General features: G+C 62.7%; 11 protein-coding genes. 7 read left to right on the forward strand and 4 right to left on the reverse strand.

Annotated features, from left to right (window positions below):
- From AC1DT3_RS04155 to AC1DT3_RS04185, 7 genes are all read left to right on the forward strand, one after another.
- On the forward strand, positions 1 to 2,012 hold a 2,012-nt coding region (locus tag AC1DT3_RS04155), incomplete at its 5' end, for an alpha,alpha-trehalose-phosphate synthase (UDP-forming) (RefSeq protein WP_477463983.1).
- A complete protein-coding gene (otsB, locus tag AC1DT3_RS04160; protein WP_477463984.1) occupies positions 2,005 to 2,784 on the forward strand; it encodes a trehalose-phosphatase in 780 nt (259 codons plus the stop codon). The genes AC1DT3_RS04155 and otsB, both read left to right, overlap by 8 nt.
- Positions 2,785 to 2,787: 3 nt before the next feature.
- Positions 2,788 to 4,596, forward strand: a complete 1,809-nt coding sequence (locus AC1DT3_RS04165; protein WP_477463985.1) for a glycoside hydrolase family 15 protein — start codon at positions 2,788 to 2,790, stop codon at positions 4,594 to 4,596.
- 137 nt (positions 4,597 to 4,733) lie between these two features.
- Positions 4,734 to 5,675, forward strand: coding sequence for a glucokinase (locus tag AC1DT3_RS04170; RefSeq protein WP_477463986.1), 942 nt, complete (start codon positions 4,734 to 4,736; stop codon positions 5,673 to 5,675).
- 73 nt (positions 5,676 to 5,748) lie between these two features.
- Positions 5,749 to 6,864: a succinylglutamate desuccinylase/aspartoacylase family protein gene (locus tag AC1DT3_RS04175; protein WP_477463987.1), complete on the forward strand. Its 1,116-nt coding sequence runs from the start codon at positions 5,749 to 5,751 to the stop codon at positions 6,862 to 6,864.
- Between the two features lie 245 nt (positions 6,865 to 7,109).
- On the forward strand, positions 7,110 to 7,610 hold the full coding sequence (locus AC1DT3_RS04180; protein WP_477463988.1) for a hypothetical protein: 501 nt from the start codon (positions 7,110 to 7,112) through the stop codon (positions 7,608 to 7,610).
- Between the two features lie 374 nt (positions 7,611 to 7,984).
- The gene (locus AC1DT3_RS04185; protein ID WP_477463989.1) at positions 7,985 to 9,568 is read left to right on the forward strand and encodes a peptide chain release factor 3; all 1,584 of its coding nucleotides are present in this window, start codon (positions 7,985 to 7,987) and stop codon (positions 9,566 to 9,568) included.
- Between the two features lie 54 nt (positions 9,569 to 9,622).
- Here AC1DT3_RS04185 and AC1DT3_RS04190 read toward each other — a convergent pair whose 3' ends face one another.
- The 4 genes from AC1DT3_RS04190 to AC1DT3_RS04205 form a co-directional block, all read right to left on the reverse strand.
- Positions 9,623 to 9,970 (reverse strand): DUF3088 domain-containing protein, encoded by a 348-nt coding sequence (locus AC1DT3_RS04190; protein ID WP_477463990.1) that lies wholly within the window; start codon positions 9,968 to 9,970, stop codon positions 9,623 to 9,625.
- Between the two features lie 30 nt (positions 9,971 to 10,000).
- Positions 10,001 to 10,903: a sugar kinase gene (locus AC1DT3_RS04195; protein WP_477463991.1), complete on the reverse strand. Its 903-nt coding sequence runs from the start codon at positions 10,901 to 10,903 to the stop codon at positions 10,001 to 10,003.
- Between the two features lie 120 nt (positions 10,904 to 11,023).
- Positions 11,024 to 11,812: a bestrophin-like domain gene (locus AC1DT3_RS04200; RefSeq protein WP_477463992.1), complete on the reverse strand. Its 789-nt coding sequence runs from the start codon at positions 11,810 to 11,812 to the stop codon at positions 11,024 to 11,026.
- Between the two features lie 60 nt (positions 11,813 to 11,872).
- On the reverse strand, positions 11,873 to 12,087 hold a 215-nt coding region (locus AC1DT3_RS04205; RefSeq protein WP_477463993.1), incomplete at its 5' end, for an AcvB/VirJ family lysyl-phosphatidylglycerol hydrolase.

The following is a 12,087-nucleotide window of genomic DNA, read 5'->3' on the forward strand; positions in this document are numbered from 1 at the left end:
AGCGTGTTCTCGCCATCGGATATTGCGACGCTCAGGGTAACCTTCGCTACCCGACGAAGAACGTGCCGCCGGCGTTCTCCTGCGAGCAGGCGGCGCGGTCGAATGTGGAGACATTCTCGACGATCCTCGAAGAAAATCGCAACGTGCTCGTGAGCGCGTTTCCGTTGCGCATCAGCGGACAGATCGGGCACCTCGTCGTGCTGCACGATCTGAGCTACGCCGACAAGCGTGGCTGGGAGGCGCGGAACTATCTGTTCCTCGCTCTGATGGGCGTGGCTTTCGGCGCCGCGGCGCTGGCGTCGATCATCGCGGCGCTGGTGATGCGCCGCTGGCTCGCTTCGATCCGTCAAGCGATCGAGAGCGCCCGCGCCGGGACCGCGACATCGCCTGGCGATGACGATCTGATTCCGCTCGGCCAGGAGATCCGCGATGTCCTGCAGGAGCTGGAATCGTCTCGCCGTACGATCGATGCAGCGCATACGGACTGGAGCCCTGAGACGCTGCGAGCGGCGTTGTCGAACGAGCTGTCGGGTTCGGAAGTCATCGTCGTATCCAACCGCGAGCCCTACATTCACAACAAGACCGAAGACGGCGGCGTTTCGCTGCAGATTCCTGCGAGCGGGCTCGTCGCCGCGCTCGAACCCGTCACGCGAGCCTGCGGCGGTACGTGGATCGCCCATGGCAGCGGAACCGCGGATCGCGAAACCGTCGATGCGAACAACCGCGTGGCGGTGCCGCCCAGCAATCCGTCCTACACGTTGCGCCGCGTATGGCTCACGGAAGAAGAACAGGACGGCTACTATTATGGCGCCGCCAACGAGGGCCTCTGGCCGTTGTGCCACATCGCCTTCGTCCGTCCGACTTTCCGCGAAGCCGATTGGCGCATGTATCGCGCGGTGAATGAGAAATTCGCCGATGCGGTCGTCGCCGAAGCCAAGCGCGAGGATCCTATCGTCCTCGTGCAGGATTATCATTTCGCACTCCTGCCGCGCATGATCCGAGATCGATTGCCGCGCGCCACCATCGTGACGTTCTGGCACATACCCTGGCCGAATTCCGAGACCTTCGGCATCTGTCCGTGGCGCGAAGAGATCATCGACGGGCTGCTAGGATCTTCCATCCTCGGCTTCCACACGCAGGCGCATTGCAACCATTTCATCGATGCGGTGGATACCTTCGTCGAGAGCCGGATCGACCGCGAACGCGACTCGATCACGTTCGGCGGCGAGGAAACGATGATCCGGCCCTACCCGATCTCCATCGAATGGCCGCCGACCGCTCTCCAAGGTCAGTTGCCGGTGCCGGAAGCACGGATCGCCGTTCGCGAACGGCTCGGTCTGCCGGCGGATATCCGCATCGGGGTCGGTATCGAGCGCTTCGATTACACGAAGGGCATCGTCGATCGGATGCAGGCCATCGACACGATGCTGACCGAGCATCCCGAGTGGAGAGGTCGCTTCACATTCGTCCAAGTCGCCGCGCCGACGCGCAGCAAGCTTGCGAATTACCGCTTGCTGCAGGAGGAGGCCGAGGCGCTGGCGCGCGATATCAACGAACGTCACGGCTTCGACGATTACGAGCCGATCAAGCTGTTGATCCGTCATCACCAGCCCGATCAGGTTTTCGAGTTGTTTCGCGCGGCGGACATCTGCATCGTCTCGAGTCTCCACGACGGCATGAACCTCGTCGCAAAGGAGTTCGTGGCCGCACGCGACGACGAGGAGGGCGTACTTATTCTGTCGGCCTTCGCGGGCGCTTCGCGCGAATTGTCCGAGGCGCTCATCGTCAATCCCTACAACGCTCATGCCATGGGCGAAGCCATCGATCGGGCGCTGCGCATGACGCATACCGAACAGCGGGAGCGCATGCGATTGATGCGGGACCAGGTGCGTGAGCGCAACGTGTATCGGTGGGCCGGGCAGATGCTGCTCGCAGCCTCGAGGCTTCGCAAGCGTCAACGCATCAGACGACTCATCAAGGCCGGACGGAGGCGCAGGTCGGTCAATGCGTGACGCAGCAATGCACACGAGCGGCGCGCCCGGCCCACAAGCTCGATGGGCCCTGTTCCTTGATTTCGACGGCACACTCGTCGACATCGTCGAGCGGCCGGATGCAGTGCTCGTCGATCGCAGCCTGTCGCCTGTTCTCACGCGCCTACAGCAGCGTCTGGAGGGCGCTCTGGCCATCATCAGCGGGCGGCCGATCGCATTCCTCGACGACAAGTTCGCGCCGGCCCAATTCGACACCGCGGGTTTGCACGGGCTCGAATATCGCATCGGTGACGACGTTTTCCTGTGTCAGCCGGAAGACCATCCGCGCCTGCGGGCCATCGTCCCCGGATTGCGCGATGTGGTCGCGCCGAAAGCCGGCATTCTCATCGAGGACAAGGGCTGCTCCGTCGCCATCCATTGGCGTCTCGCGCCGCAGGAGCGAGATTTCGCACTTGCAACCGCTGCCGCAGCGGTTGAGGCGCTGGGACCGGAATACAGGGTCCAGCACGGCAAGGCGGTTGCCGAAATCCTTCCGGCCGCCGCCGGCAAGGGCAAGGTCATCGAAGCGTTTCTGCGCGAGGAGCCTTACCGCGGCCGGACTCCAATCTTCGTCGGTGACGATCTCACGGATGAAAAGGGCTTTGAAACCGTGAACACACACGGCGGTCTATCGGTTCGCATCGGCGGGGGCGAGACGATCGCACATCACCGATTGGGATCACCCGCCGATCTGCGGCGCTACCTTTCGGTATGGGCCGCGGAAGGATCGCTTCCACGCATGGAGAACCACTAGCCTATGACTTCGCTCGACCTCGCCGTTATCGGAAATTGCATGATCTCGGCCCTCGTCGACCGACGGGCGCAGATCGTCTGGAGTTGCTTCCCGCGCTTCGATGGCGATCCGGTATTCTCGGCGCTTCTCGACAGCCCGCCCGCCCAGAGCGAAGGCGATCAGCGCGGCGTGTTCGCGATCGACATGGTCGGCATGCAAACGTGCGAGCAGGCCTATCTCGAGAACACCGCGGTGCTGGTTTCGACCCTGACGGATTCGCACGGAAACGTTCTCGAAATCACCGACTTCGTGCCGCGCTTCAAGAATTTCGACCGCATGTTTCGACCGCCCATGCTGATCCGCCGCGTGCGGCCGGTGAAAGGGCGCCCGCGCATCAGGGTGCGGCTCAAGCCGCATTTCGAATGGGGTTCGCAGCAGCCGACCATGACGCGCGGCAGCAACCATCTCCGGTTCGTCGCCCCCAATCGCTCGTTGCGCCTGACGACCAATGCATCGATTTCCTACGTCTTTGCAGAGCGACCTTTCGTCGTCGACAAGCCGCTGTCGTTCTTCTTCGGCGAAGACGAGCCGCTGCGTGCGGAGGCCGACGCCACAGCCCGCGAGTTCCTCGACAAGACCGTTGATTTCTGGCTCGACTGGGTCCGCTCGCTTTCGATTCCGTTCGATTGGCAAGAGGCGGTGATCCGTGCGGCGATCACGCTCAAACTCTGTAATTACGAAGAGACGGGCGCCATCGTCGCAGCGTTGACGACGTCGATCCCCGAAGCGCCCGACACGCGTCGCAACTGGGACTACCGCTATTGCTGGCTCCGCGACGCCTATTTCGTCATCCAAGCCCTCAACCGGCTCGGCACGACACGCACGATGGAGGAATACCTCAGCTACATCGCCAACATCGTGGACGACATGGAGGCCATTCCCGAACAGAAGGACATGCCGCCGTTGTTCAGCGTCACGCGGTCGATGGCGCTCGAGGAATATGAGGCAGAGGCGCTGGCAGGCTATCGCGGCATGGGACCGGTTCGCGTCGGCAACGCCGCCTATACGCAGATTCAGAACGACGCCTATGGCAGCATCGTTCTCGCATCGACGCATGCTTTCTTCGATCGGCGGCTGATCCGCACGGGTAACGCGGCGTTGTTCGAGCACCTGGAAAAATTGGGACAGCGCGCGGTCGAGGTGTTCGATCAGCCGGATGCGGGGCCTTGGGAGCTGCGCACCAAGGCTTCCGTCCACACCTTCCCCAGTGTGATGTGCTGGGCGGCCTGCGATCGGCTGGCGCGAATCGGCAAGGTCCTGAAGCGGGAGGATCGCGCCAGCTATTGGCGCGCGCAGGCGGATCGCATGCACGCCGTCATCGACGGGCGGGCCTACAATCCGCGCAAGGGTACTTTCGTCTCGAGCTTCGACGGCGAGGACCTCGATGCGACGCTGCTTCTTCTCGCGGAGCTCAATTTCGTCCAGCCGGAGGATCCGCGCTTCATCGCGACCGTCGAAGCCATCGGCAGCACCTTGCGCCGAGGCGACCTGTTCCTGCGTTACGACGTCGAGGACGATTTCGGGCTGATGCATACGGCGTTCATGATTTGCGCCTTCTGGTACGTCGACGCGCTCAACGCCATCGGCCGCAAGGAGGAAGCTCGCGACCTTTTCGAGCGGGTTCTCGCCCTTCGCAACTCTTTTGGCCTGTTTTCTGAGGATGCGGACTTCACGACCGGGGAATTATGGGGCAATTTCCCGCAGACCTATTCCATGGTCGGTCTCATCAATTCTGCCGTACGCCTGAGTCGCAGTTGGGAGGACGCCTTCTGAGCCACGCCCGCCCCGGTGGGACGTGCCGGAAGTCGGCCCGGTCGCGGTGAAACGAGAGCAGAAAGGTGCATAGGGTTTTGATGTTCGCGTTTCCTGTTCTGCTCGGCGATATAGGCGGCACCAACGCCCGGTTTGCCGTGCTGTCGGCTCCCGGCGAGCCCATCCACTTTCTGCCGCGCACCCTCACGGCCGAGGCGCCGGATCCCGTCCAGGCCATCCGCGCGGCCCTGAAGGGCTATGCCGGTGCCAAGCCGCGTTCGGCCATCATCGCGGTGGCGACGCGGGTCGATCAGCCGGTTATCCGGCTGACCAATGCTCATTGGACCATCGATGCGAAGGCGATCGGCACTGCGCTCGATCTCGACCGGGTGGTCCTCGTCAACGACTATACGCCCGTAGCCGCCTCTGTGACGGTCCTCCAGACGGCTAACGGGGATCTTGCCCCCATCGGGAGCGAAGCGCCGGCTGGGGCCGGCGCTCGGCTGGTATTGGGTCCCGGCACAGGGTTTGGGGCCGCGGCCCTCATGCCCGTTCAGGACCGCTACGCCATCCTGGCCACGGAGGCCGGTCACGTCGAGTTTGGGCCGGCAGACGACGCCGAGATGGCCCTCTGGCCGCATCTGGAGCGGGTCGGTGGCCGGGTGACGGCCGAATGCGTTCTCTCTGGGCCTGGCCTGTTTCGCTTGTCCCGTGCCCTTGCAGCCCATCGCGGAACCGATTTTACGTTCAAGGTTCCGAACGACATTCTGAGCGGCGCCCGAGAAGGCGACCCCCTCGCTGTCGAAACGCTCGAATTCTTCGGGCGCTGGCTCGGGCGTTTTGCCGGTGATCTGGCCCTGACGTTCGAGGCAAGCGGTGGTGTCTTCATCGCCGGCGGCATCGCCCCGCGCATGGTCGACATCCTTCAGCAAGGCGGATTTCGCGCCGCTTTCGACCGCAAGGCCCCACATGCCGATTGGGCCCGCACAGTTCCGGCCTTCGTCATCGTCAATCCGGAACCGGCCCTTCAAGGCCTTGCCGCTCTGGTGACGAGCCCCGACCGCTTCATCTACCACGCGCAGAGCTGGCAAGCGGGCTGAGCCTTTTCAACGCGTGGGGTCGCTGATATGCGGGCGGCAACTCTTCGCGTCGGCAACTTCCCTTCAATTGGCCATGAAAACAGAACAAATCGCGCTTGCCCCTCTGGCTCCCGGAGCCAATCTCGTCCTGACGGTCCATCGCTTCGGGCAACCGGGGGCTCATCCGCGGGTCTACATTCAAGGGGCGCTCCATGCCGACGAAATTCCCGGCATGATCGCGGCACATCATGTGCGCGAACGCCTGAAGGCGCTGGAGGCTGACGGCAAGATCAAAGGCGAGATCATTCTCGTTCCCGCGGCCAATCCCATCGGTCTTGCGCAGAGGATGCTCGGAACGCCGGTCGGGCGGTTCGACTTCTCCAACGGCGTCAATTTCAACCGTGGCTATCCGTATCTCGTCCCTCAGGTGGCGAAGCGTGTCGAAGCACGGTTGACCGATGACGGCGACGCCAATGTGCGCGCGATCCGGGAGGAATTGCGCGCCGAACTCGCGCAGAGACATACCGGAACTCCGGCGGAGCATCTGAAGAAAACGCTTCTCGGTCTCGCCATCGACGCGGACATCGTCCTCGATCTCCACTGCGATTCCGAAGCGGTGATGCATCTCTATACGCATACGCGCTCGGCCGAAGCGTTCGCACCGCTTTGCGCGCTGCTCGGGACCCAGGCCATTCTGCTCGCGGAGGAATCGGGTGACGATCCGTTCGATGAGGCCTGCAGCCGTCCCTGGGCCGAACTGGCCGATCGCTTCCCCGACCGTCCGATACCCTTCGCCTGCCATTCGACGACCGTCGAATTTCGGGGCGAATCCGATGTGAATCACGGGATGGCCGGCGCCGACGCGGCCGCCATCATCGATTTTCTGATCCTCCGAGGCGCAGTGGCGGGTGAAGTTCCCGTCATTCCGATGGCCTCCTGCGCAGCGACCCCGCTGGCCGCGCTCGAACCGGTCGCGGCGCCCACATCCGGAATCGTGGTCTTCCATGTCGAACCCGGTCAGCGGGTGAAGGAGGGCGACCTGATCGCTGAAATCATCGATCCGGCAACTGGCGAGACCAGCCCCGTCGTCACGGAATCGGAGGGGATGATGTTTGCCCGCATCCTCACCCGCTTCGCCATCGCGGGGCAGCGCGTGGCGAAGGTCGCCGGCACGAAGGTGCGGCGCCAAGGCAAGCTCCTGGGCGCCTAGCGCTTGATCGGCAAAGGTGAGAAACGGGCTTGAGGAATAAGCTCCTTGCAACGGCGAACGGCCGGCGTATCGTCACGCTGTCGCGACTTTGAAGGATACGCACCGACACGACCCCGAGGAGGAGGCGAAGCAACATTGTTTCCTCGAAATGGCGTGAGAACAATCAATTATGGAGGAACGGGGAGCCTGTGCTCCCGCAAGGAGGACGATCCCGAACGCGACACCCCCGAACCGGAGACCTCCCCATGATCGTCAGCTTAGCTACCCTCACCTTCGTCCACACGGCGCTCAGCCTCGTCGCCATATTGGCCGGCCTCTTCGTCGTGGCTGACGTCTTCGCCGGCCGGTATCGCCGCGGCTGGACCTCTCTCTTTCTCGTCACCGCCATTGCGACAAGCGTTACCGGTTTCGCCTTTCCATTCACGGGAATCCTGCCCTCCCACGTCACCGGAATCGTGGCCCTGATCGTGTTGGCGGCCGTCCTCTTGGCCGGTTATGGATTCCACTATAGCGGCGCGTGGCGGTGGATTTACGCCGTCGGGATGGTCATCAGCGTCTATCTGCTGGTGTTTGTTGGGGTGGTGCAGGCCTTCCTGAAGATCCCCGCACTCAAGAGCCTCGCTCCAACAGGCTCGGAACTGCCGTTCGTGCTGGCGCAGGGAGCCACTTTGATTCTCTTTATCGGATTGTCGATTGGGGCTGCGCGGGTGTTCCGCGCTCCGACATTGCGGACGGCAGGGACCTGAGCTCCAGGACAGCAACGCCAGCAAGGCAACACGAGGGTGCCCATTATTGAAACACGCCGGAAATCGAGGATTCCCGGCGTGTTCCGACATTATCTCGCCGTACGGTACGCCGATGGGCGCTTCCGCAGAGCCAAGGCTAAATCAGTGACCTAGCGGATGCCCACGGCGAGGCGACGACAGTGACAATGAGACACTGGACCACCTCCTTTTGGTTGTTTACGGGAATGACCAATATGGTGTGTGGGGCCAGATAAGGTAAAGAGGGCAGTGCTGCGGCGTTCTGCCCCCGCCCCACGTCCTTCGAAAGTTCAACGATTTAGATCTCCGCAAATAACCTCCAGCAAAAAGCCCCTTGCAAGAAGACCTTGGATTCCATGACCGATCTTCCGGCTCCCGTGAGCCGCCGCCGTACCTTTGCGATCATCTCCCACCCGGATGCGGGCAAGACCACGCTGACTGAGAAGCTGCTCCTGTTCGGTGGCGCCATCCAGCTCGCGGGCGAGGTGAAAGCGAAGAAGAACCGCGTCTCGACTCGCTCCGATTGGATGGGCATCGAGAAGGAGCGCGGCATCTCCGTCGTGACGTCGGTCATGACGTTCGAATACGGCGACTGTGTTTTCAATCTTCTCGACACGCCCGGCCACGAGGACTTCTCCGAAGATACCTATCGCACGCTGACGGCGGTCGATTCCGCCATCATGGTCATCGACGCCGCCAAGGGCATCGAGGCGCGCACACGCAAGCTGTTCGARGTCTGYCGCWTGCGCGAYATCCCGATCRTSACCTTCGTCAACAAGATGGAYCGCGARGCGCGCAATCCGTTCGATCTCCTGGACGAGATCGAGAAGACGCTCGCGCTCGATACGACACCGGTCACATGGCCGATCGGGCAGGGCCGCAGTTTCGCCGGCACGTACGATCTGCGGCGCGACATGGTGCGCCGGATCGACACAGACGACGAGCCGCAGAAGGTCTCCGGGCCAACCGATCCGTTGATCGATACGCTGCTCCCCGCGCACGAAGTCGCGGCGTGGCGCGAAGAAGTCGAACTCGCCAAGGAAGCCTGCAAACCTTTCGATCTGGCCTCCTTCCGGGAGGGCCATCTGACGCCGGTCTTCTTCGGCAGCGCCTTACGCAATTTCGGCGTTCGCGATCTCATCGACGCCATGGCCGCCTACGCGCCGCCGCCACGCGGGCAAGACGCCGACAAGCGTCTGGTGGAAGCGGGCGAGCCCAAGATGACGGGGTTCGTGTTCAAGATCCAAGCGAACATGGATCCGAACCATCGCGACCGCATCGCTTTCATGCGCATTTGCTCGGGCAAGCTCGCGCGCGGCATGAAGGCGAAACTCGTGCGCACCGGAAAGCCCATGAGCCTCAATGCGCCGCAATTCTTCTTTGCGCAGGATCGTGCGATCGCGGACGAGGCATGGGCCGGCGACGTCGTCGGCCTTCCCAACCACGGAACGTTGCGCATCGGCGACACACTGACCGAAGGCGAGGACATCGTGTTCCGCGGCGTCCCGAGTTTCGCACCTGAAATCCTGCGCCGCATCAAGCTGCAGGACGCCATGAAGGCGAAGAAGCTGCGCGAAGCGCTCCAGCAGATGGCGGAGGAAGGTGTCGTTCAGCTGTTCATTCCACAGGACGGCTCGGGCGCCATCGTCGGCGTCGTCGGTGCGTTGCAGCTCGACGTGCTGAAGGAGCGGCTGCTCGCGGAATACGGTCTGCCGATCGACTATGAGCAGACCCGCTTCACCATCTGCCGCTGGATCACGGCACCAGACCGGATCGAGCTCGACAAGTTCATCGACAGCCATTTGTCGTCAATGGCGCGCGATCTCGACGACGCGCCGGTTTTCATGGCGGCCAATACGTTCAACCTTCAATATGAGATGGACCGCGCGAAGGGGATCACGTTCTCGGACGTGAAGGACTATCAGAAGCGAGCGGCATAAGGCTGGAAAGCCGACGGCGGCGTGCGACGCCGCCGTTCTTGCCGTGAGGGCGGCTTACGGATGCGGCTCGGGAAATCCGTGCCGCAGGCTCAGCGCACGCAGGATCTCGTCCTTGTCGTCGATGAAGCGCGTCCCGTTGAGCGATCGGGTGTTGAGCGCGCCCGATTCGTCGTCGCCGAGAACGAGCAGCGGCAAGGATTGGTTGTCTTCGCCGACGACCGCGATCACTGCCGAGCGAGGGCGCGGCCACGCCACGCGCTCGACATCCAGGCGCTTCGCAAGGGCGGGGAAAGAGGCGAGAACGCCTTCCATCAGCGCGCAGTGCCAGCAATAGAAGCGCCGGCCCGGATAAGCCGGATCTTCGAAATCAGGTTTCAGAATGAATAGCTTGTCGCGTGACATGGGATATTGCCGCGTCGTCTGCCGATCGGTTCAGGCCGCCAAACGACGCTCTCCGAATTGCGCTTGCGTTTCGACGATGTCATCCAGTGTCGGCAGACTGGCTTCATTTCCGAGCCGCTGGATGGCATGGGCAGAGGCCGCGCGGGCGAAAATGAAATGCTCGCGCCAGGGCAAGTCCGGCCGGGCCATAGCCGAATAGACGTAGGCGCCGTGAAAGATGTCGCCGGCGCCGTTGGTGTCGACGACAGCCTCTTGGGGCACGGCAAGTGCAGGAAGAATGCCTTCAGCGCCGGTCTCGTCATACCAGACCAATCCGCGCTCGCCCAATGTGACGCCGCCGACCTTGCAGCCGCGGCTCTTGAGGTATTTCAGCATTTCGCCTGGGGTCAGATCCATCTGCTCGCACAGACGCTCGGCGACGATCGCGACATCGATGAATTCGAGCAATTCGTGCGTGTTCGAGCGCAGGCCGCCGCCGTCGAGCGAGGTGAGAATACCGTTCTCCCTGCAGGTCTTGGCGTAATGCATCGCGGCATCGGCCTGGTGACCGTCGAGATGAAGCGCCTTGCAACCCGTCATATTGAGAGGCGGCACCGGATGCAGGTAGTGGTCGTCGCGGCAGCGGACGATGGCACGCTTGCCGCCGTGGGGCATGATGAACGAGAGGGAGGATTCCTTTACCTTCCGATGATGGACCGAAATGCCGTACTTGGCCGCCATGTCGATGAACATGCGGCCGAGCCAATCATCGGCGATCGAGGTCAGGAGATCCGGGACGATGCCCAGCTTGGCGCAGGCAAAGGCTGCCGTGACGGCGTTTCCACCAAACGAGATGGCATAGTCCCGGGCGACGGTCTTTTCGTCACCGGTCGGAATCTCATCCGCCAGGAAGGTCACGTCGATATAGGTCTGGCCAACGAAAAGAGCGTGCATCACGGAATTCGGTCTCAAGCAGGAGGGATTCGGCATCAAGCGCGAGCATGGGCCGAGGAGGCGGGATTGTGCAAGGTCTCGCCGGCAAGCTCAAGGCTCAAGCGTCCGGGGACGCGAGGCCTAGGGCTTGGATGGGGCCGAGATGGTGGYAAGCGCATCCGCGATCGGGTCGGCGGAATACCGCAACGCGCCGTCGAAGGGGCTCTCCCGGATGGCGACGAGGCCGAGCGCGATCACGACCGAGAGGGAAAATATCGACAAAGCAGCCACCTGCGCCCTCGGACGCTCCAAGTGGACGACGGCGATGGCGATCTGGGTCATGATCGCGAGAAGGAAAACGGCGGCCCATTTGGTCCGGTCCGTCCGATCGCCACTCAGGGCAAGACGGTCCGAGCGGGCCTTGCGTAGCGCAAGCACGGTATCGAACAACGCCCCTTGTGCGGCGTCGCCGACCGCAACGCCGACCGCTGGGTTCGAGACTTGCGCCAACAGGGTCAGCAGTGCCGCCTCCGCGGCAGGTGAGCTCTCCTGGTCCAGCATGCGCGGCCATTCGTCATCGATCAGAACGCGCGCATAGCGCCTTGCCGTTTCGCGGATCGGCTCCATGTCGGCGACGGTAGCGATGCTGATGGCATGCAACGCGAGAAGATTGTCGCGTTCGGCGACAACGATGCGATGAGCTTGGCGATTGCGCTCCCAGACTTCGTTGGCAAGGAAACCGGTGAGGAGGGAGAACAGAATCGCAACCGAGCCGAAGAAGGGCGCGACGACCCCCGTGAAGGGCAGGGCTCGCTGGTGTGAGCTTTTACCGAAGCAGGCTCTGTTGATGAGGAACGCCGTCAGCGAGAGCACGAACGCCAGCACCGCAAAGACGCCCCAGACCGGCAGGTCGAGCCACAGATCGAGCATTATCTAATTCCTACCTTGTCACCCACGATCATAGTCCGCCGGCCATCTGAGATGGAGATCCTATTTCGGGGTGTGTACACGATCCAGAATCGCTTTGGCGATCGCTTCATAATTCCCATCGAGGTGATGGCCACCCTGCCGTTCGAGGCGCGTGACGCCGTCGAGCTCCGGCAAGATACAGGCGGTCTCGTTGTTCTCTTTCTCCTCGATGCCGTAGAAACACATCACTTTCGCCGGCGGCAGCGTCTTGAGATCGCCGCGTATGTCGACTTCAC

The organism is Microvirga sp. P4_G7 (assembly GCF_056401005.1).